22 protein-coding genes and 1 riboswitch are annotated in these 20,202 nt (G+C 36.2%); of the genes, 17 read left to right on the top strand and 5 right to left on the bottom strand.

Annotated elements, in window-relative coordinates; all coding sequences use genetic code 11:
• Positions 1-21 precede the first annotated feature (21 nt).
• Both QM017_RS07460 and QM017_RS07455 read right to left on the bottom strand, forming a co-directional pair.
• Positions 22-756: a TerC family protein gene (locus tag QM017_RS07460; protein ID WP_178196905.1), complete on the bottom strand. Its 735-nt coding sequence runs from the start codon at positions 754-756 to the stop codon at positions 22-24.
• 69 nt (positions 757-825) lie between these two features.
• Complete coding sequence (locus tag QM017_RS07455) at positions 826-1,875, bottom strand: FUSC family protein (RefSeq protein WP_282709329.1); 1,050 nt, start codon at positions 1,873-1,875, stop codon at positions 826-828.
• 195 nt (positions 1,876-2,070) lie between these two features.
• Here QM017_RS07455 and QM017_RS07450 point away from each other — a divergent pair, with 195 nt between their 5' ends.
• The 11 genes from QM017_RS07450 (at position 2,071) to QM017_RS07400 (ending at position 10,884) form a co-directional block, all read left to right on the top strand.
• Positions 2,071-2,895: a Cof-type HAD-IIB family hydrolase gene (locus QM017_RS07450; protein WP_282709328.1), complete on the top strand. Its 825-nt coding sequence runs from the start codon at positions 2,071-2,073 to the stop codon at positions 2,893-2,895.
• Between the two features lie 9 nt (positions 2,896-2,904).
• Positions 2,905-3,228, top strand: coding sequence for a thioredoxin family protein (locus QM017_RS07445; RefSeq protein ID WP_282709327.1), 324 nt, complete (start codon positions 2,905-2,907; stop codon positions 3,226-3,228).
• 230 nt (positions 3,229-3,458) lie between these two features.
• Positions 3,459-5,270: a beta-glucoside-specific PTS transporter subunit IIABC gene (locus QM017_RS07440; RefSeq protein ID WP_282709326.1), complete on the top strand. Its 1,812-nt coding sequence runs from the start codon at positions 3,459-3,461 to the stop codon at positions 5,268-5,270.
• A 19-nt stretch (positions 5,271-5,289) separates the two neighbouring features.
• On the top strand, positions 5,290-6,735 hold the full coding sequence (locus QM017_RS07435) for a family 1 glycosylhydrolase (RefSeq protein ID WP_282709577.1): 1,446 nt from the start codon (positions 5,290-5,292) through the stop codon (positions 6,733-6,735).
• Between the two features lie 26 nt (positions 6,736-6,761).
• Positions 6,762-7,592 (top strand): PRD domain-containing protein, encoded by an 831-nt coding sequence (locus QM017_RS07430; protein WP_282709325.1) that lies wholly within the window; start codon positions 6,762-6,764, stop codon positions 7,590-7,592.
• A 106-nt stretch (positions 7,593-7,698) separates the two neighbouring features.
• Positions 7,699-8,070 carry a CrcB family protein gene (locus QM017_RS07425; RefSeq protein WP_178196917.1) on the top strand — a complete coding sequence of 124 codons (372 nt, stop codon included), beginning with the start codon at positions 7,699-7,701 and terminating at the stop codon, positions 8,068-8,070.
• Positions 8,067-8,405 (top strand): fluoride efflux transporter CrcB, encoded by a 339-nt coding sequence (gene crcB / locus QM017_RS07420; RefSeq protein ID WP_282709323.1) that lies wholly within the window; start codon positions 8,067-8,069, stop codon positions 8,403-8,405. The genes QM017_RS07425 and crcB overlap by 4 nt, the downstream gene beginning before the upstream one ends.
• Before the next feature lie 13 nt (positions 8,406-8,418).
• On the top strand, positions 8,419-9,261 hold the full coding sequence (locus tag QM017_RS07415; RefSeq protein WP_282709322.1) for a DegV family protein: 843 nt from the start codon (positions 8,419-8,421) through the stop codon (positions 9,259-9,261).
• 82 nt (positions 9,262-9,343) lie between these two features.
• Positions 9,344-9,388, top strand: a riboswitch (PreQ1 riboswitch).
• A gap of 6 nt (positions 9,389-9,394) precedes the next feature.
• Positions 9,395-9,886, top strand: coding sequence for a QueT transporter family protein (locus tag QM017_RS07410; protein ID WP_282709321.1), 492 nt, complete (start codon positions 9,395-9,397; stop codon positions 9,884-9,886).
• A 9-nt stretch (positions 9,887-9,895) separates the two neighbouring features.
• Positions 9,896-10,120, top strand: coding sequence for a DUF2829 domain-containing protein (locus QM017_RS07405; RefSeq protein ID WP_178196925.1), 225 nt, complete (start codon positions 9,896-9,898; stop codon positions 10,118-10,120).
• Positions 10,120-10,884: a 3-oxoacyl-ACP reductase gene (locus tag QM017_RS07400; protein ID WP_282709576.1), complete on the top strand. Its 765-nt coding sequence runs from the start codon at positions 10,120-10,122 to the stop codon at positions 10,882-10,884. The genes QM017_RS07405 and QM017_RS07400 overlap by 1 nt, the downstream gene beginning before the upstream one ends.
• Before the next feature lie 40 nt (positions 10,885-10,924).
• Here the strand turns inward: QM017_RS07400 and QM017_RS07395 are convergent, their stop codons facing one another.
• The gene (locus QM017_RS07395; protein ID WP_178196927.1) at positions 10,925-11,296 is read right to left on the bottom strand and encodes a DUF1634 domain-containing protein; all 372 of its coding nucleotides are present in this window, start codon (positions 11,294-11,296) and stop codon (positions 10,925-10,927) included.
• A gap of 1 nt (position 11,297) precedes the next feature.
• The gene (locus QM017_RS07390) at positions 11,298-12,143 is read right to left on the bottom strand and encodes a sulfite exporter TauE/SafE family protein (RefSeq protein WP_282709320.1); all 846 of its coding nucleotides are present in this window, start codon (positions 12,141-12,143) and stop codon (positions 11,298-11,300) included.
• A 157-nt stretch (positions 12,144-12,300) separates the two neighbouring features.
• Between QM017_RS07390 and QM017_RS07385 the strand changes: the two genes are divergently transcribed.
• Genes QM017_RS07385 through QM017_RS07375 form a run of 3 tightly spaced genes read left to right on the top strand, consistent with a single transcriptional unit; the run spans position 12,301 to position 14,914 of the window.
• Complete coding sequence (locus QM017_RS07385; protein ID WP_178196931.1) at positions 12,301-13,173, top strand: LysR family transcriptional regulator; 873 nt, start codon at positions 12,301-12,303, stop codon at positions 13,171-13,173.
• Between the two features lie 41 nt (positions 13,174-13,214).
• Complete coding sequence (locus QM017_RS07380) at positions 13,215-14,540, top strand: MATE family efflux transporter (protein WP_282709319.1); 1,326 nt, start codon at positions 13,215-13,217, stop codon at positions 14,538-14,540.
• Entirely contained in the window at positions 14,537-14,914 is a 378-nt protein-coding gene (locus QM017_RS07375) for a VOC family protein (RefSeq protein ID WP_178196935.1), read from the top strand. Before QM017_RS07380 ends, QM017_RS07375 begins: the two co-directional genes overlap by 4 nt.
• A 28-nt stretch (positions 14,915-14,942) precedes the next feature.
• On the opposite strand, the gene QM017_RS07370 is transcribed toward QM017_RS07375, so the two are convergent.
• Positions 14,943-15,653 (bottom strand): GntR family transcriptional regulator, encoded by a 711-nt coding sequence (locus QM017_RS07370; protein ID WP_282709318.1) that lies wholly within the window; start codon positions 15,651-15,653, stop codon positions 14,943-14,945.
• Positions 15,654-15,858: 205 nt separating this feature from the next.
• Between QM017_RS07370 and QM017_RS07365 the strand changes: the two genes are divergently transcribed.
• From QM017_RS07365 to QM017_RS07355, 3 genes are all read left to right on the top strand, one after another.
• Positions 15,859-17,166 (top strand): PTS sugar transporter subunit IIC, encoded by a 1,308-nt coding sequence (locus tag QM017_RS07365; RefSeq protein ID WP_178196939.1) that lies wholly within the window; start codon positions 15,859-15,861, stop codon positions 17,164-17,166.
• Positions 17,167-17,241: 75 nt separating this feature from the next.
• Positions 17,242-18,636: a glycoside hydrolase family 1 protein gene (locus QM017_RS07360; RefSeq protein ID WP_282709317.1), complete on the top strand. Its 1,395-nt coding sequence runs from the start codon at positions 17,242-17,244 to the stop codon at positions 18,634-18,636.
• 98 nt (positions 18,637-18,734) lie between these two features.
• Positions 18,735-20,174: an amidase family protein gene (locus QM017_RS07355; protein WP_282709316.1), complete on the top strand. Its 1,440-nt coding sequence runs from the start codon at positions 18,735-18,737 to the stop codon at positions 20,172-20,174.
• Positions 20,175-20,202: the final 28 nt, after the last annotated feature.

The raw sequence follows: 20,202 nt of genomic DNA, 5'->3' as shown, positions 1-20,202 counted from the left end.
TTTTTGTTACAGTTTTTTTAGTTAACGTTGATCACGAAATTTGTGTGCGACAACGGTCAAAGCCAATAAGGCTAGGACAATCCCGCCAAAAATCCCGGCTGGAATTTCAATTTCAATCATTGGAATCGTCAAGAACAATTTAATCCCGATTAAACCAACCAAGAAGTAAGCCGTGATTTCTAATTCGGGCACTATGTCCATCAAACGCATGATAACTTCGGCAATCCCACGCATACAGATGATCCCAATCAAGCCCCCAATCAAGACAATGACCGGATTAGGCGAGATTGCAAGTGATGCAAGAATTGAGTCAACAGAAAAGACAATGTCCATCAATTCAATTGACAAAACCACCGACCAAAACAGCGGTAAAATTGGCTTTCTTTTCTTGCCTTTTTTACGTTTAACACGTTCGGGATGAGCCATCTTCCAGAAGTGATTTACTGAAAGATAAACTAAATATAAAGCCCCGATAACTTTGATTTCCCAAAAATGAATCAGGTAACTACCAACTCCGATGAGTAAGAAACGGAAAAGATAAGCGCCCCATAGCCCATAAAACAAGGATTTTTCTTGTTCTTTTTTAGTTGGTAATTTTTGTGTTTGGGCTGCTAACACAATCGCATTATCTACGGATAAGATACATTCGATCAAAACCAGTGATAAGATGATTAACCAATCCTCACCAGAAGTGATCACAGCGCGCCAGTTTTCAATATCGAAAAATGGTCCATAAAGATTTTGTAAGATATCCAATTACGATTCCCCTTTGTTAAATATTATTTACAACTAAATTCTAACATAATTTTCTGCAAAAATGTGGGATTAATTCTGAGATGTTTTCACGGCTTTTGCAATGAATTGAAAAACTGCAAAAAACAAATATCCAAAAATTAAACCGAAAATGTTATTGATTATGCGCAACTCAACTGCACCGGTCAAGCCATAGATGCTAGTCGCAACTAAAAGTGCACCAAAACAATTAAAGATTGTTTTGTAATAGTAATGTGAACATAAGCCTAAGCACAATCCTGCTACTGGGCCAAATAAAAATAAGAATTTATGCGGTGTGAAATGATAAATTACCATGAATAGCAATGAGCCTAAGATAACACCCAAAGCCCTTTGTTTAAAACGTTCAGTCAAGTCCATTTGATAACCACAAATCAATGAAGAACAGGCAAAGCCAATCCACATGAACCGATTGAAATCATAGTAGTGTCCTAATAAAAACAAGATACTTAAAGAAAATGCAATTTGAAATTGCCACCGATTTTTAGCATTTTTCAAGCTAAAGCGTGAAAAAAGATGGAAAACCGATTTTTCAGGATGCTTGTGAGCATGATTGCGGTAAAGCACGATAGCACATAAAATAAAACCTAAAAGCGTCATTTCACCACGTGCAATCCATTGAACCTTACTTAGCTTACTACCTGTTAAAAAAACATAGCCAAACATATATAATCCAGCATTTCCCATCGTAGGATGATCGCTAGTTAGGATTAAGATGATCAATAAAGACAAAAAGTTAAGTATTAAACCGGCTATTCCTGAGATATGCTGCATGACAAGTGGTGAAAACCATAATAAACCAAACACAATCCCAAGTGAGATGAGCGAATCGTAGATATTATAGCCAAAATCAATGAAGCGAATGCTTAATAAGGCACAAAAGATAACGATAGCCATTGGAGTATTGACTTTGCCAAACAGCATTTCAAAACTAGCCACAAATAAAATGGCAAATAACACCAACAAGATGTCACGCACGATGAGCGCTGCTAGGTAAGTGTATTTTTCTTTTTTAGTCTGCGCTTTGGCAATGCGTTGTTTGAGCGGACCTACGTCTAGTTGTAACATTTGATAAAAACTCATGAATAAAAAAACACATCCTTAAAAATAGTCAGTGAAATAAAGTATAGTTGATAGAGTTTTAAAGTCAAGAGCGTTCAAAGTTTAGGATTTTATTAAGATTACTGACAGCTTAGAGTTGCTTTTTTGGCAGAGGTGTATTAAATTGTATATGTACAATAAACGTTTTCTTTAAAGCAGTTAGTGAGGTTGATTAGAATGTACAAGTTAATTGCCTGTGATATGGATGAAACATTATTAAATGATCAAAGAGAGATTTCACCAAAGACTGTCGCAGCTATCAAAAAAGCTAGCCAAGCAGGGGTATATTTTGTGCCTAACACCGGACGGAATTTCTTAACGATTCAAGATAACTTAGAAACACTAGATTTAGTTCAAAAGCCAGATCAATATGTGATTTCCTTTAACGGAGCTACAATCGTTGAAAATAAAGATTTGCGCGTTGTCGATGTGCAAGCGATGCCTTATGATGTCGTTAAACAATTATTTGAAATCGGTTTAAAAGCTGGGGTATGTATTCACGTTTATACGGTGTCAACCTTGTATATGTGGAACGTTAACCAAGGCGAAATCGATTATTTGGCCGGACGTGTTGATGGTTGGGAAGAACCAACTCAACAAGATATTGCGTTTTTAAAAGACGAACCAATTACCAAGATTATTTTTAACATTGATGAAGAAGCCAAACGCCATGAGATGCATGCTTATGTTGAAGAACATGTCAAAACACCATTAAATATCACATATTCTTCTGATCGTTATATCGAATTTAATGATCCAACCGCCGATAAAGGGCAAGCTGTCGTTCGTTTAGGTGAGATTTTAGGAATTAAACCAAGTGAAATCATCGCAATTGGTGATAATGGCAACGACTTATCGATGATCAAGGCCGCTGGTTTAGGTGTATGTGTCGCTAATGGTCGTGATTTTGTCAAACAAGAAGCAAACTATGTGACAAGTGCTGACAACAATCACGATGCAATCGCCGAAGTCATCAATAAGTTTATCTTTAACGAAGAGTAGGTGGAATTTATGCGTGAGCTTGCTAATCTAAAAGCCTTTGAGCATTTACCAGCCAAATTGACCTTAGTCGAATTTTACGCACCTTGGTGCAATCGGTGTCCTATCTTAGAAGATGTGTTGGTGCGTTTAGCCAAGCAAAGCGCATTTAAAGATATTGCTTTTTGTAAAGTCGATGTCCAAAAGGTAGCTACTCTAGTCGAACAATATCATATCATGAGTGTGCCAACACTCATCTTATTTATCAATGGAGTCGCTAAAGAAAAGATAACCGGCTATAAACCAAAAAATGAGTTGGCTAAGTATTTGCAAGAAAAAATTAAAGAAAACGATTAATTTTTTCTTGACAACGTTTTCTTGGTGAGCTAGAATGATTTTCGTAAAGAAAATTATTTAGTTATTAAAAGACATGTGACTGGTAAAGCAGGCAGGATCTAGAGATAGCGTTGAGACATTGATAAAGTATCAGTGTGCACTACGCTAGCTTTAGGTCCTTTTTTTATTTATCTAGGGCCCAGATAGATTAAAGACATGTTCTTTTCTAAGCATAGAAAGGAATGACAAAAATGGATTATACAGCTAGTGCAAAACAAATTATTGAAAAGGTTGGCGGTAAAGAAAATATCGTTAAAATTTTGCATTGTTCTACAAGATTACGTTTTAGTTTAGCTGATTTTGATAAAGTTGATCTAGATGGTCTTAAACAAATTGATGGTGTTTTAGGTGCAGTGATAGCTACAGGCCAATGCCAAGTTATTATTGGCAACAATGTTGTTGAAATGTTTGATGAAGTTCAAGCACAAGTCGGACAAATTGATGGTAATAAAAAAGCAGGCAATGCTCCTAAACAAAAATGGTATGAAGTCTTATTAGATTTTGTTATTGGGATTTTCCAACCGCTCGTTCCAGCCATTGCAGGTGGTGGGGTTTTAAAATCTCTGTTGATGTTGTTTGCGCTTTTTGGTTGGGTTAATGAAAAAGGCGATGTTTACCAAGTATTGAATTTTGTTGGTTCTGCGCCGCTATATTTCTTACCATTACTAGTTGCGATAACGACTGCACAAAAGTTAAATGTTAACGTCTTAGTAGCCGTTTCGACTGTGAGTTGCTTTGTTTACCCAGATATGGTGACAGCTTTAGGTAAAGGGATTAATCTTTTTGGAATGGGTGTAAATAATATTACTTATTCATCACAAGTATTTCCAGCTATTTTGACTGTTTTATTCTATGCTTTATTGGAAAAATATATTACCAAATATTGTCCAAAGCCAGTCAGAATTTTCCTTGTACCATTATTGTGTATGGCAATCACCGTTCCAGTTACTTTGTTAATCTTAGGACCTCTTGGTTATGTTGTTGGTGAAGGATTTACTAGTGTTATCTTATTCTTGTTTAATCACTTTGGTTGGATTGCAACAGCTATTTTAGCAGCAGTTTTACCTTTGATGGTTGCAACCGGAATGCACAAAGCAATGATTCCTTATGCAGTGTCATCTATGAGTGCTATGGGTAAAGAAGTTTTATATCTCCCAGCATCTTTGGCTCATAATATTTCTGAATGTGGAACATGCTTTGCAATTGCTTTAAAGACAAAAGATGAAAAAGTGCGTGCAACAGCTATTTCTGCAGGGATTTCTGCTTTATTTGGAATCACAGAACCAGCATTATACGGTATTACTTTACAAAATAAGCGTGCTTTGTTGAGTGTTATGATTAGTAGTTTAGTTTGTGGTGGTTTTATTGGAATTTTAGCAGTACGTGCATTTGCATTAGTAGGACCTGGTATTGCAAGTTTAACAATGTATGTTGATAAAAACGATCCATCTAATCTTGTACATGCAATTTGGGGCTTTGTTGCTTCAATTGTTGTATCATTTATTTTAGGTTACTTCTTGTGGTCTGACCAAGTTTCTGAAGAAATCGAAGAAGAAAAAAATGATGAACCAGTAGTACTTAACAATGCTGAAGTAGAAAAATTAGTTGCTCCAGTAGAAGGAAAGCAAATTGCTTTAAAAGATGTTAATGATACAGTGTTTTCAAGTGGTGTATTAGGTGAAGGTGTAGCATTTGAACCAACTAATGGGCAATTAAAAGCTCCTATTGATGGTGAAATAACAATGGTTTATGAAACTGGTCATGCAGTTGGAATGAAGACCATGGGTGGTTCTGAAATTTTATTCCATATAGGTTTAGATACAGTGCAACTTAAAGGGAAATATTTTGATGTTAAGGTTAAAACAGAACAAATGGTTAAAAAAGGTGATGTTTTAGTTGAATTTGATTTAGATAAAATCAAAGAAGAAGGTTTTGATCCAACCGTTATTATGGTGATTACCCAAGCTAATGATAATCAAGTTTTGCTTCCAGTAGGAGCTTAAAATGAAAGGAAAGATACAAATGGGATTTAAAGAAGGATTTTTATGGGGTGGCGCTGTTGCTGCTAACCAATTTGAAGGAGCTTTTGATGTTGATGGCAAAGGTTTATCTGTTGCTGATGTTGCAATGTATAAGCCTAATGTTGATGTCAAAGACTATAAAAATCAAGTTAAGGTAACTTCAGAAAATATTGCCAAAGCAATCGCTGATAAAACGGCGACCTATTATCCAAAACGCCGTGGAATCGATGGATATCATCGTTATAAAGAAGATATCGCACTTTATGCTGAAATGGGCTTTAAGACCTTGCGTTTTTCAATCGCATGGTCACGAATTTATCCAAATGGCGATGAAAAAACGCCTAACCAAGCCGGTATCAAGTACTATCAAGATTTCGTCAAAGAACTTAAAAAGTATAACATTGAACCGCTTGTGACTCTTTCGCATTATGAAATGCCTTTGCATTTGAGCTTGAAGTGTAATGGCTGGGCTGATCGCTCTATGATTGATGAATTCTTGAAGTTTTGTAAAACTTGTTTTGAAAGTCTACCAGATGTTAAGTATTGGTTGACCTTCAATGAAATTGATAGTGTTACCCGTCATCCATTTACTTCGGCTGGTATCATTCCTGATCGTAGTCAAAATCTTGAACAAGATGAATATCAAGCTTTGCATTATCAATTTGTAGCTTCTGCTTTGGCAACTAAGATGTGTCATGAAATGATTCCAGGAAGCCAAGTTGGCTGTATGTTAACCAAGTTGACAACTTATCCAGCAACATGTAAGCCCGAAGATGTGTTGGCTGCTTTAAATAAAAACATGATGAACTACTTACCAACAGACGTCCAGGTTAAAGGATACTATCCACGCTTGGTCTTGGAATTTTTCAAGAAAAATAATCTAAACATCGAAATGACGGAGCAAGATCTAGAGGCGTTACAAAAATATCCAGTTGATTTCATTTCGTTTAGTTACTATATGTCATTACTTGCCGCTGCTGATGAAAGTGGCTTAGAGATGACAAGTGGTAATACGATTGTTGGTGGTAAAAATCCATATCTTAAGGCAACTGATTGGGGCTGGACTGTCGATCCAATGGGATTGCGTATCTCTTTAATCGAACTTTATGATCGTTATCAAAAACCATTGTTCATCGTTGAAAATGGTATGGGAGCACAAGATACTTTAAATCCTGATGGTACGATTCATGACCAATACCGCATCGATTATTTCAAAGAACACATTGCTGAAATGAAGAAAGCCGTAGAAGCAGGCGTTGATTTGATGGGCTATACAAGTTGGGGATGCATTGATTTAGTTAGTGCATCAACTTCACAAATGTCTAAACGCTATGGGTTTATCTATGTTGATGAAGATGATGAAGGCAATGGTACTTTGGATCGTTACCGCAAAGATTCATTCTACTGGTATAAAGATGTGATTGCATCTAATGGTGAAAAGCTTTAGCATAGAAACTAAAGGAGGGGATAAAAATGCTTGTAATCAAAAAAGTACTAAATTCAAGTGTTGTTTTGGCGCAAGATAAAAAAAATAAAGACATTATTGCGTTAGGAAAAGGCATTGGATTTGGGAAAAAAGCAGGCCAACAATTAAACAGACAAGAAATTGATAAAATGTTTTTACCTGCTGATGCCCCTCAATTTAGTAATTTTGCGACATTATTAGCTGAAGTGTCTCCAGAATTAGTTGAGGTTGTTCAATTAATAATTGCTTATGCTGAAGAAAAAATTGCTGATGAATTGAACAAAAATCTAATGTATTTTTTGATTGATCATTTGAAATTTGCTTTGGAACGTTTGAAAGAAAATATTCAAATTCAAAATAAGCTTTACTGGGAAGTACAAAATTATTATCCCAAAGAGTTTGATGTAGGATGTTATGCTTTAAAGGTTATTGAAGAGCAATTAAATGAGACGTTTCCTAAGGAAGAAGCTGCTAATATAGCTTTTCACATTATTAATGCACAAAAAAATACTACTCAAGAATATGATAGTATGAGAGTTACTAAACTTTTAAATGAGTTGATGACAATTATTAGATTGCAAGTAGGAACAAAGCTTGATAGTCAAAGCATCAGTTATCAAAGATTGGTAACACATCTCAAATTTTTTGTTGAGCGTCTTTTGAGTCAGCGTCAATTAGAAAGTACAGATATGATTATGCAAGAGCATATTTTGAACACTTATACTAAAGCTGCTAGTATTGCTATCAAATTAGTTGAGTTTATTGATATCAATTATCATTACAAAGTTAGTGGTGAAGAATTGACATATTTGATTGTTCATATAAACAGAAATATTTGAAAAAATAACCCGGGAAATATTTTCTCGGGTTATTTTGTGTGGTTGCACTAAAAATTCTTTGGCGGTATCATATTTTGTAGGAATTGCTAAATTTAGGAGAGAAAAGATGAGTTTTAAAAATTTTGCCAGTGTAGCGTTTTTTGCTTTTTTTGGTGGTAGTTTCCGTTATCTTTTGACTACCTGGCTTAGCTTTAAAGCAACCATGTTTGTCAATTTATTGGGCTGTTTTTTGTTAGCATTTATTACGTATTATATTATCGAACGCTCATTATTGGCAGATTGGCTTTGTCTTGGGTTAGGCACTGGTTTTGTGGGTGCATTTACGACCTTTTCAACCTTGATGCTTGATTTTTATAAGTTTTCTACAATGACAGCTAGTTTGTGTTATTTGGCAATTAGTCTGATAGGAGGCTTTAGTTGTGCCTTGTTGGGATTGATTTGTGCACAAAAACTGGCGTTAAGGGGGCAAGGTCGATGATTGTACTAGCAGTTGGATTAGGCGCAGCTATCGGAGCTTGCTTACGTTATTTGATAACAACTTATTTCAAACAACATTTTATGACCTTGTTTCCTTTGGCAACGTTAATAATCAACTTGAGTGGGGCATTTATTTTGGGGTTAGTTTTTCGCTTTTGTCCACCAAGTGTCTACGCTGTTTTAGGTACCGGAGTTTTAGGCGGATATACAACATTTTCAACCTTTAATGTTGAATTGTTAGCACTTGTCTCTAATCGGCGCTACTTATTGGCTTGGCTTTATTTGCTAGTTAGTGTCTTAGGAGGCTTGTTGTTGGTGTTTTTAGCACTACTATAAAGGAGAGTATTTGATGAACAAAACAATTATAATTACTGATAATGCTGCATGCTTAAGTGATGAAGAATGTCAGCGACTGGACATCGAAGTTTTCTCACTCCCATTTGTGCTTGGTGAAACTACCTATTATGAAAAAGAATTAGGCGACTTAAAAAGTGTGATGCAAATCATGGAACAACAAGATAACAGTATCTTTGAAGCACAAGTGTCTTTACAACAGATCGATGAAGTGATTCAAAAGTTCAAACAACCAGGTGTTAAAGATATCATTTGGATCCATTTGGCTCACAGCATCAGCGGGATTGGTTCTAACTTGATGGCTTATGCTAAAAATTGTGATTTAGGCGGAATTAATCTCCATATTTTTGATACATATACGTTTGGACCGGCTCAAGGAAAACTAGCTTGTCTGGCAGCGACTTTGGCTAATGATGGTGTAGACAGTGCAACTATCTTGAATATGTTAGAAAAATATCGTGCTAAACTTAAAACTTTGTTGATATTGGGCAATCTCAAAGGACTAAAGAAGACCGGATCGATTTCAAATGGGGTAAATTTTGTAAGTAATGCTTTGTTAAAACCTAAAACATTGTTGCGCTTTAGCGATACTGGGGAACTTGAGGTTTTAGATACGCATTTGCGAATGAAGAAATTTGGTGAAAAAATCGAAGATTATCTACTGACTCACCCAGAGATTTTGCCCGTCACATTGTTGACAGCCGATGAAGAACGATTAGCAGATTGGCAAGAATTTTTGACTAAACGCTGTCCACAAATTCAGCTTACTAGTGGCTTGATGCCAGCTTTCTTAACGATTTATTCTGGGGCCAAGAGTACCTTGATTACATGGGAATAATTTAGAAATTACCGTTTGTGGCTTGTCACAGGCGGTTTTTTTGCGTATACTGGAACAAGCGGTTTTTGACCGCCAAAATTAAATAAAAGTGGTTCGTAAACATCCCACTTAAAAAAACTAGGAGGTTATACTTATGACAAAAACAAATGTAAAGGCAGTCGAACTCACCAAAATTGGGATCGTAGCTGCATTATATGCCGTTTTGACGGTAGCCTTATCTTTTATGAGTTATGGCGCAATTCAAATTCGTTTGTCTGAGGCATTCAATAACTTGGTTGTCTTTAACAAGCGATACATTTGGGCAGTGACTCTTGGTTGTGCATTGGCTAATATTTGGTCATCTTTAGGTGCGGTTGACGTGATTTTTGGAACGTTAGGTACCTTGGTGATGACGGTGATTAGTCGTTACTTGAGTCAAAAGGTTAAATCAGTACCATTAAAGCTCGCAATCACAGTCGTTATTTGTACTTTGATGATGTGGAGTGTAGCGTTAGAATTACACTTAATTTCTAATGCGCCGTTTTGGTGGACTTACTTTACCGTAGCTTTAGGTGAATTTATCTCAATGACTATCGGTGCAATCATTGTCTGGATGGTCAGCCAAAAAATGGACTTAACAAAATAGGTGAAGAAAATGACATTTGAAGAAGTTTTACCAGCCTTAAAAGCGGGCAAAAAAGCTGTCCGCACTAATTGGGGTGGCAGTGAAGAATATATTTTCGTTGTGACAGATCATTGTCTTAATGGAGAAAAAATTAATCCATACTTAATGATTAAAACTAAAGAACAACCGGCATTATCTCAATTTATGCCGACTTCGTGTGATGTTTTGGCAGATGATTGGAAGTTGGTGGATTAATGCCTGTTTATCCTGAATTAAAAGGCCAAAAAGTGGTTGTGACAGGCTGTGGCTCTGGGATTGGCTTAGCACAAGCACAGGCTTTCTTAAGTCAAGGTGCCTATGTGTTTGGCACAGATTTGCAAGCTAATGCTAACATTCAAGCCATATTGCAAACTTATCCGAAATCTTTTTATTTTTATCCTGCAGACTTAACGCAAGGTACACAGATTAAGGCATTGGCTGCCAAAGTCTTAACGACACTAGATGCTGTTGATATCTTGTTAAATACAGCCGGAATTTTAGATGACTATACGTCTAGTTTAGACACCAGCGAACAGTTATGGGATAAAGTCTTTGATACTAACGTTAAAAGTATGTTTTTATTGACTAATGAATTTTTGCCCAATATGTTGGCGAAAAAAGCTGGTGTGATAATCAACATGGCTTCGATTGCAGGTTTGGTTGCTGGAGGCGGAGGAGCAGCTTACAGTGCGGCTAAGCATGCGATCGTTGGTTATACCAAGCAGTTGGCTTATGATTATGCAAGTTGTGGCATTCGAGCTAATTGCATTGCACCAGGGGCCATCGATACGCCAATGAATCGGGCCGACTTTTTAGAAAATGATGGTCAAATGGCTAAAGAAGTTGCCGCTAAAACACCAGTTAAACGTTGGGCAGCCGCAAGTGAAGTGGCTGATTTGACACTTTATTTAGCTTCACCTAACGCAAGCTATATTCACGGAGCAGTCGTTCCAATTGATGGTGGTTGGATAATTCAGTAATAAAAAACAGGAACTTGATTTTGTTCAAGTTCCTGTTTTTTTAGTTATGACCAATGATGAAACTGATGATTAAGATGACTAAAACTAAGATTGTAATCCAAGTATAGAGTGTATCTTTTTCAACGATAAAAGCATAGATTGAAACAACTACCCGTAAAACTGGTGTCAGTATCAATAAAAAGATTCCACCCATCATCAAGGCATATGCTTTACCATGGGTGATTCCGCTGATGACACTGCTTAAAGTCGTTGGAAAGGCGTTGTTTACATAACCGCCACCACCATTGATGAAAAACATGACTAAGCCAATAATCATCACAATTGCTGCGATTAAAACACCGATGCGCATGATTTTGCCGATGATAATCTCAACTTGTGCCATTTCGTCTTTGACGTTATTGTTTTTTTGCATACTAGATATTCACCCCAAACGCTTTTAATGCCATTTGCAAACCTAAGTACAATAACACTGGAATAAAGACCATCCGAATGATACGTGAAGGTAAGATTTGCATGATTCGACTACCGATAGTTGCACCGACTAAGATGCCTAATGCTAAAGGAACAGCGATGTCAGGGCGAATTGAACCGTTAAAGAAATAAACGGTCGCACTAGCCGCAGCCGTAACGCCCATCATTAAGTTGCTAGTGGCGCTAGACGGTTTAAGTGGCATCTTCATCGCATTATCCATTGCCATTACCTTAAAGGCACCAGAACCAATTCCAAGCATACCAGATGCCAAGCCGGCACCTAACATGATTGCAAAGCCTCCCGGAATATTTTCCACTTGATAATCGATTTGTTTTTTCAAGTTTTTATCGTAATAAGAGCTGTTGAGCTTGAACTTTGCAGCTAATTTATCGGGGTTGGCACGATTCAAAACTTCATTATTTCCACGTAATTTACGATACATGTTCCAGCTAGAAAAGATTAATAAACAACCAAATAAGAAATAAAGAATGCCTGCTGAAACGATGCCAGTTAAGATCGCACCTAAGATGGCCCCAATTGTAGTTGCAATTTCAAGAAACATCGCAACTCGTAAGTTTAAAACGTCATCGCGTAAAAAAGCGATGGTTGAGCCAGAACTAGTGGCGATAACAGCGATGATGCTTGCTCCAATTGCGTATTTGATGTCTAAACCAAATAACATCGTTACAATTGGAGTGACAATCATTCCACCACCAATACCTAAGATGGCCCCCATTGTGCCAGCAAAAACCCCGACAAGTAACATAGTCACAACTGTACTAACCATTGTGAACTTCCTTTCTGAAAATAGATTACTGAAAATTTCATTAATAATCCTACCATTTTTTCATTTATATTGAAAATACAACTTTTAGTCAACAAATATCCAAAAAAAATATATCAAATGTTATAATAAAAGACGCAGACGAAAGGAAGTAATGAAAATGAACTTTAAGCAACTGGAGTATTTTTTGGCAATCGCTGAAGAAAAGCAGTTTTCTGCGGCTGCTAAACGGCTAAATATTTCGCAACCACCGCTTAGCTATCAGATAAAAATGCTCGAAAAAGAATTAGGCGTAGAATTATTTGAACGTACCCCACGTGGTATTAAACTAACTCCAGAAGGCAAACTTCTAGCTAAATATGCACAACAAATCATTGATCTTGAACAATTGGCACGCACGCGGGTTCAAAAACACTCAAATGGGACTACTGGTACAATCAGTCTAGGAACGGTTTCATCGTCTGGTGATGTGATGCCAAATGCTAATTTGCAAGTCTTTTGCCAAGCATATCCCGATGTTAACTTTGAAATTTATGAAGATAATACGTTTGGAATCATTGATAAATTACAACATTCACTGTTAGATGCAGCTATTGTACGTACACCGTTTAATGCTCAAGGGTTAAACGTACATTATTTTGCACAAGAAGAGATGGTTGTTGTGGTATCTAATAACTATCCTGATTTAGCTAACTTGCCACAAAGCTTTGATATTACAACGCTTAGTCAGTATCCGTTGATTATTTATCGTAGGTTTTCGACTATCTTTAAAGAAACTTTCACGCATTATGGCTTAAATCCGTTTATCGCAGTGCGCTGTGATGATGCTAGAACCGCAATTCGCTGGGCTGAAATGAATATGGGATTAGCCTTGGTACCTAGCTCGATTGCTAAGCTCAATGCTAAAGGCTTAACACGCATTATTCCGGTCAAGCAAGATTCATGGAAGACACAAATGGCCTTGATTTGGCCTAAAGATAAGCTAACAACACCCTTGATGAAAAAATTCATTGCACAATTTAGTGAAAGTTAGCTTAAAATGTAAGTATATTAAAGAATTTAAGGAGAAAAGAATTGAATGAAGTAAGTAAAATTAAGCATGAGGTGAGACAATACATAGTAAAAAACATCTTTGCTTCACTAGGAGTTTCGATGTATGTCATCGTCGATACTTTATTTATTGCCTTAGCTGCTGGGGCATTGGGGTTGACGACTTTAAATCTAGTTTTACCTGTTTTTAATGTCTTTAATTCGATTGGATTATTATTTGGAATAGGGGGATCGGCTCTTTATTCACTAAATAAAATTAATAATCCTAAAAAAGTAAAGGACTTGTTTAGTCAGCTTTTATTATTTTGTGCGGTTTTAGGGTTGTTGTTTGCGTTTTGCGCCAATCTTTTTCCGCATCAAATCTTACACTTTTTAGGGGCTAATTCTGAAACTATCGATTTAGCAACAATGTATTTGCGGATCATTTCATTTTCTGGTCCATTATTTATGTGTAATTACGTTGCCTTAAACTTTGTGCGTAACGATGGTAATCCGAAGTTGACAATGATTGCGACTTTGACTGAAACGATTTTTGTGGTTATTGTTGATTGGATCTTGATTTTTGGTTTAGGGCTAAAGATGGAAGGCGCTGCGATTGCAACGTTATTTGCTCCAGCAATTAGTTTACTTGTCTTGACTAATCATCGTCATTTTAAACAACGTACTTTGAGTTTGCGTTTTGTTTTACCACGTCCTAAAGAACTCTTGGCAGCTGCCAAAATTGGGGGACCATCGTTTTTTACTGAGATGAGTACAGGCGTGAGCATTTTTGCTTTTAACTGGATTTTGCTTAAACTAGCTGGTAATGATGCGATTGCTGCTTATGGGGTAATCGCAAATATCGGGATTGTCGTGTTGGCATTATTTAACGGTGTGGCTTTAGGTGTGCAACCAATTGCTAGCCGTGAATATGGGAAACATCAACTTGCCAATGTGCGTGCTGCTATTTTACTTGGTTTAAAGGTGAGTCTAGGATTGGCGATAGCTTCTTATATCGTCTTGTTGCTTTTCAAATATCCTATCATCGCAGCCTTTAATGCTGAACAAAATCAAGCACTTGTTAAATATGCGGCTAGCGGGATGCCAATTTATTTTTTGAGTGTCTTTTTCTCAAACTTTAACATCGTAATCATGATGTCTTTAGCCGCCATTAATCAACCACGTGGTGCCTTTGTAATGTCTTTAGGTCGAGGATATGTCATCTTGTTAATGGCTTTGTTTACATTGGCATATTTCTTAGGTTTAGAAGGTGTTTGGGCTGCTGTTCCATGTGCTGAAGCAATCGTGGCTTGTTTAGGAATCGGCTTGTTGTATCGTCAATTATTTAATTGGAAAGAAGAATCATTATGAAAATCAAACGGATAGATAGTTTAGTTATATATACGAAAAATTTAGAAAGAAGTGCACGTTTTTATCATGAAGTCTTTGATTTGGCTTTAGTCAACCAGACACCAACGACTAAAACCTTTAAATTAGGTCAACAGCTTTTGGTTTTGAGTCTGGCAAAAGAAGAATTGTTGCCTCAAAACCCAAGTGTAGGCAGTTGTGCTTTTAGTATCGTCAGTGCTGATCAGCCAAGTGCTATTTTGAATCATTTGAAAAGTTACTTTGTATCAATCGTAAAAGTAAACGAGCAAGCAACCGGAGCATTTGGCCCATGCTTTGCAGTAACAATCAAAGATCCAGATGAAAATTTAATCGAAATAGTGCATTATGCAAACTAAATAAACAGTGTAGCCTGTGCTACACTGTTTATTTTTTACGATCAAAAATTGTATAAATATGTTTATTATAAGGATGCCGACTAGTAGATGTTTCAAAAGGTTGACCATTTTTTAAGTAGACAATTTGATTAACCTGTAAAATAGGATCGGTTGGTTCAACTTTGAGATATTCGCAATCAATTAAAGTGGCTTTTTCGGCAGTGATTTGTCTAAAGGCATCACCTATTGTAAGTTTTAAGTCATTTTCAATATAGTTGTAGATTGATTTTTTCAATATTTCTTGAGAAAGCCCCTGAATTAAGTTAGTTGGCATATAGGTGTGTTCTAGTACAAAAGGTTCATGGTTAACTAAGCGTAAGCGTAAAATATCATAAATAGGATCAGTTGATTGAATTTCAAGTTTTTCACATACTTCTTGATTAGGGAAAGTAACATTAAACGAAATAATTTGACTTTCGATTCTTTGAGCCAAGCTTTTACTTAGGCCTGAATGTTCATTGACAGGTAAAGAAATTCTTTGATTGGCAGAAGATTTGCGAATAAACGTACCAGCTCCACGTTTAGAGTAAAGTAAACCTTCGTTAATCAATGTATCTAGAGCTTTTTTTACAGTCATGCGACTGACATTGAATTCTTTAGCTAAATCATTTTGATTAGGTAAAGGCAAATCTAGTTGATAAAATTTTTGGTCGATTCTTTTTTTCAATTCATTAATTATTGTTTCGTATTTTGTAGACATTGAAATGTGCCTCCTTTCTTGAATTTGCTTACTTTTATTATAGCACAAAATAAAATCGTTTTCTTCTAAAAGTATATACTTTTTATATTAAATATATACTTTTCAAACAAAAGTATTGACATTAAAAAATAAAGCGTTATACTTATTTATGTGATAACAAGAAAGCCTTATCATAAATCTACATAGAATAAAGGAGAGATTTTTAATGTCAACAGAGAATACAAAATTTGTCGACAAATTTACGATGTTTGCAGTTAAACTAGGCAATCAGATTCATTTACGTTCATTACGCGATGCTTTTGCAACTGTTATGCCATTATACATTTTAGCCGGTTTAGCTGTCTTATTAAATAATACCGTTTTCACGTGGCTTTTTTCAGGGAAAACATTAGCTAACATTCAATATTGGGGTGTAGTTTTAACTAATGCAACCCTTAATATTTCTAGTTTGTTGATTGCTGCGATTGTGGGATATTTCTTAGCTCAAAACAGAAAATATAAAAATCCCTTAGCAGCAGCTATGATTTCTTTAGCTGCTTTAGTAGCTATGATGCCAAATACGGTCTCACTTGTGCCAGATGGTGCTAAAAAAGCAGTTGATGTATCTGCTGTTTTACCATTTACTAACTTAGGAACAGGTGCAATGTTTGCTGGAATTATTACAGCTTTGATTGCGACCGAATTATTTATTAAAATTTCTAATATTAAGCAACTACAAGTAAACTTAGGTGACAGTGTTCCACCTGCAGTTGGACGTTCATTTAGTGTTTTAATTCCAATTATCATTATCATGTCTTTATTTGCAGTAGTTTCTGCAACACTTTACAACTTAACTGGCATGAATATGATTAATTTGATTACAACTTTCATCCAAGAACCATTACGTCATATTGGAACAGGTCTTTGGGGATGTTTGATCTTATATTCTTTAGGTAACTTATTATGGTTATTTGGTATTCATCAATCAGTTATCTACAGTTCAATTCTAGAACCATTATTGATTATCAATATTACTGAAAATATTGCAGCTTATAATGCTGGAGAAAAGATTCCAAATATTATTAATGTTTCTCAAGTTCAAGCTTTTGGCCTAATGGGTGGTTCTGGTTCTACTATTTGTTTATTACTTGCAACCTTTATTGTTGGTAAGAGCAGCGTAACACGCAACGTTGCTAAGCTATCATTTGCGCCTGGTTTGTTTAATATCAACGAACCTGTAATCTTTGGTTATCCAATCGTTTATAACATTTCAATGGCTGTACCATTTGTTTTGGTACCTGCATTAGGTATTTTGATTAGTTATATTGCAACAGTTACTGGATTCATTAGCCCATGTGTGATTCAAGTACCATGGACCATTCCACCATTGTTGAGTTCATTTTTAGCAACAGCGGGTGATTGGAAAGCTGTTTTAGTTCAATTAGTTATCTTAATTTTAGGCGTTTTGATTTATATGCCATTTGTTAAGATTAATGATCGTGTTCTTGCTAAACAAGCTGAAGAAAATAAATAGTTATTAAAAGCAAGAGAGTTTCTAGTGAGATACTCTCTTACTTTTTTCTAAAAATATGTATATGAGGTTTAAATTATGCTAACATTTCCAAAAAATTTTGCTTGGGGAGCCGCTACTTCTGGCCCACAATCCGAAGGTAACTTTAAAAAACAACACCAAAATGTCTTTGATTATTGGTATCAAATTGATCCTCAAGTATTTTATGATGGAGTAGGACCAGATGTAACATCAAACTTTTATAATGACTATGAAGAAGATTTGAAATTGATGGCGCAAGCAGGAATCAAAGTATTGCGTACATCAATTCAATGGAGTCGTTTGATCGATGATTTTGAAACAGGAAGTGTTAATTCCAATGCTGCAGACTTTTATGGCCGTGTCATCGATGCTATGTTAGAAAACAACATTACTCCTTATATTAATCTTTGCCATTTTGATATGCCAGTTGAGTTACAGCATAAATATGGTGGCTTTGAATCGAAACATGTGACTGATTTATTTGCCCTTTATGCTAAACGTTGCTTTGAATTATTTGGTGATAAGGTGGATAATTGGTTTACTTTTAATGAACCTAAAGTCATCTTAGATGGTGGGTATTTGTATCAGTTCCATTATCCGCTAAAAGTTGACGGACCTTTGGCGGTACAAGTTGCTTATAATATTAATTTGGCTTCTGCTAAGGCAATTGCTCAATTTCGTAAATTATATGGAAACACTCCTAATAAAAAGATTGGGACAATTCTAAACTTGACACCTGTTTATGCAGCAAGTGAAGAAAAACAGGATAAACAAGCTGCAGAATTTGCAGAATTATGGGCAAACAATTTATTTTTAGATCCAGCAATCTTAGGTCATTTTCCAGCTAAATTAGAAGAAATTCTAAAAAAAGATGGCGTCTTATGGCAAGCAAGTACAGAAGAACTTGATATCATTAAGGAAAATACCATTGATGTTTTAGGCGTGAATTTCTATCATCCAGAACGCGTTAAACGTCCGGCTATTTCACCAGATAGTTTACAAGATTGGATGCCAGATATTTATTTTGATGCATACGAAATGCCTGGACGTGTGATGAATGTTGATAAAGGATGGGAAATTTATCCTAAAGCTTTATATGACATTGCTATTAATATTCGCGATAATTATGGTAATATCGAGTGGTTTGTTTCTGAAAATGGAATGGGTGTTTCGCGTGAAGAACGTTTCATGGATGATACAGGTATGGTATGTGATGATTACCGTATTAATTTCATTACTAAACATTTGCGTTATTTACATCAAGGAATTAGTGAAGGTTCTAATTGCCATGGTTATTTCGTATGGACTGGCATTGATTGTTGGTCATGGAAAAATGCCTATCGTAATCGTTATGGTTTAATTCGTAATGATATTCATACACAAACTAAGACTTTGAAAAAATCTGCGCATTGGTTCAAACAACTCAGCGACACAAATATATTAACTGATTAATAAAATAAGCTAAGAGAAGTTTAAATTACTTTTTCTTAGCTTTTTTTTCGGCGTAACTTTAGGTATGATTAAGAAAAAATGAAAGGTTGTTTGAAAAAATGAAGGATGCAACTTACTGGGCCAACCAGTTGAAGACAAATCAGATCAGTTTTACGGAATTGGTTGATTCGTGGGGGAAAATTTATCAAGAAAAAAATGCCGCGTTAAATGCGATAACGCAATGGCGCCCAGATATCGCAACAACAAGTTATGCTAAAATAAAAGATCCTAAAGCTACCTTGTTTGGCGGTTTACCAATCGCATTAAAAGACTTAGGACAAGATAAGGCGGGCTTTTTAGCTCAAGCCGGTTCAAGATTATTTAATGGGTATCAAGCGACTAAGACTGACAATTTTGTTGCTCAAGTGCAACGATGTGGGCTAGTTCCTTTGGCTAAGACAAATGTTCCTGAATTTGGTTTTAAAAATGTTACTGATTCTAAATTGCATGGAATCGCCAAAAATCCATTTGATGTCAGCAAAACGCCAGGGGGTTCGAGTGGAGGAGCGGCCGCTTGTGTTGCCAGTGGAATTTTTCCTTTGGCTCTAGCAAGCGATGGTGGAGGCTCGATTCGTATCCCAGCTTCTTATTGTGGCTTGTTGGGCTTAAAACCAACTAGAGGTACGATGCCGGTTGGACCAGGTGGTTTGCGGGGATGGCAAGGTGCTTCGATTAATTTTGCCTTGGGCATTTCGGTGCGAGACATCAAGACTTTGTTTTATGGGTTACGTCAAGGCGTTAATCCAGCTGCTCCCTATCAAGCTCCACCTTGTGAATGGCAGCATGATGAAAATACTAAGGTAACACGCCCTTTAAAGATTGCTTTTTGCCAAGATTCTCCGGTTAACACACCCGTTAGCGCCGATGCTAAAGCAGCCTTAAAAAAGGCGATTGATTTTTTAAGTGCACAAGGCCATCAAATCACCGAGATTGCTTATCCTTTAGATGGAGAAAAACTAATCCGTGGTTATTATGCGATGAATGGTGCTGAAACGACCGCGATGCTAGCTAATTTAGGTTTTAGTCAAGCACAGTTACAAGAAAACATCGAACCGTTGAGTTGGTTGATTTATAATTACGGCAAACACATTTCAGCCGCAACTTATACGCAGATTTTACAAGAATGGGATCAAGCAAGCGCACAAATGGAAGAACTCTTTACAAAATATGACTTGTTTTTAAGTCCAACAACGGCTGTTTGTGCTCCAGATATTGAAAAAAGACCTTTAGATACCACCAACGTGACTACTGCTGGTGAACAAGAGTTAGCTGAGGCTTTATATACAGCCTTTTATGATAGCTTAGCCCAAACACCATACACACAGTTAGCTAATCTAACGGGTCAACCAGCAATAAGTTTGCCAGTATATGCGTCTAAGTCTGGTTTACCTTTAGGTGTGCAAGCCATGGCTGCCAAAGGCCGAGAAGATTTATTGTTTAGCGTGGCAAGTTTATTTGAAGACGCACAGCAATTTATTTTGCCACCAGTATATCACTAGTCTTATTTTCTAACTGATAATGTTTCTC

This window comes from Ligilactobacillus sp. Marseille-Q7487, assembly GCF_949152225.1.
Taxonomy (GTDB): Bacteria; Bacillota; Bacilli; order Lactobacillales; family Lactobacillaceae; genus Ligilactobacillus.
This window is presented reverse-complemented; position numbering and strand designations above follow the sequence as displayed.

Coding starts and splice junctions, on each gene's coding strand:
- QM017_RS07440 (WP_282709326.1), top strand. CDS start 3,459: ATGGATTATACAGCTAGTGCAAAACAAATTATTGAAAAGGTTGGCGGT.
- QM017_RS07360 (WP_282709317.1), top strand. CDS start 17,242: ATGCTAACATTTCCAAAAAATTTTGCTTGGGGAGCCGCTACTTCTGGC.
- QM017_RS07395 (WP_178196927.1), bottom strand. CDS start 11,296: ATGCAAAAAAACAATAACGTCAAAGACGAAATGGCACAAGTTGAGATT.
- QM017_RS07385 (WP_178196931.1), top strand. CDS start 12,301: ATGAACTTTAAGCAACTGGAGTATTTTTTGGCAATCGCTGAAGAAAAG.
- QM017_RS07410 (WP_282709321.1), top strand. CDS start 9,395: ATGACAAAAACAAATGTAAAGGCAGTCGAACTCACCAAAATTGGGATC.
- QM017_RS07390 (WP_282709320.1), bottom strand. CDS start 12,143: ATGGTTAGTACAGTTGTGACTATGTTACTTGTCGGGGTTTTTGCTGGC.
- QM017_RS07375 (WP_178196935.1), top strand. CDS start 14,537: ATGAAAATCAAACGGATAGATAGTTTAGTTATATATACGAAAAATTTA.
- QM017_RS07415 (WP_282709322.1), top strand. CDS start 8,419: ATGAACAAAACAATTATAATTACTGATAATGCTGCATGCTTAAGTGAT.
- QM017_RS07370 (WP_282709318.1), bottom strand. CDS start 15,653: ATGTCTACAAAATACGAAACAATAATTAATGAATTGAAAAAAAGAATC.
- QM017_RS07445 (WP_282709327.1), top strand. CDS start 2,905: ATGCGTGAGCTTGCTAATCTAAAAGCCTTTGAGCATTTACCAGCCAAA.
- crcB (WP_282709323.1), top strand. CDS start 8,067: ATGATTGTACTAGCAGTTGGATTAGGCGCAGCTATCGGAGCTTGCTTA.
- QM017_RS07425 (WP_178196917.1), top strand. CDS start 7,699: ATGAGTTTTAAAAATTTTGCCAGTGTAGCGTTTTTTGCTTTTTTTGGT.
- QM017_RS07365 (WP_178196939.1), top strand. CDS start 15,859: ATGTCAACAGAGAATACAAAATTTGTCGACAAATTTACGATGTTTGCA.
- QM017_RS07405 (WP_178196925.1), top strand. CDS start 9,896: ATGACATTTGAAGAAGTTTTACCAGCCTTAAAAGCGGGCAAAAAAGCT.
- QM017_RS07435 (WP_282709577.1), top strand. CDS start 5,290: ATGGGATTTAAAGAAGGATTTTTATGGGGTGGCGCTGTTGCTGCTAAC.
- QM017_RS07455 (WP_282709329.1), bottom strand. CDS start 1,875: ATGAGTTTTTATCAAATGTTACAACTAGACGTAGGTCCGCTCAAACAA.
- QM017_RS07450 (WP_282709328.1), top strand. CDS start 2,071: ATGTACAAGTTAATTGCCTGTGATATGGATGAAACATTATTAAATGAT.
- QM017_RS07430 (WP_282709325.1), top strand. CDS start 6,762: ATGCTTGTAATCAAAAAAGTACTAAATTCAAGTGTTGTTTTGGCGCAA.
- QM017_RS07400 (WP_282709576.1), top strand. CDS start 10,120: ATGCCTGTTTATCCTGAATTAAAAGGCCAAAAAGTGGTTGTGACAGGC.
- QM017_RS07355 (WP_282709316.1), top strand. CDS start 18,735: ATGAAGGATGCAACTTACTGGGCCAACCAGTTGAAGACAAATCAGATC.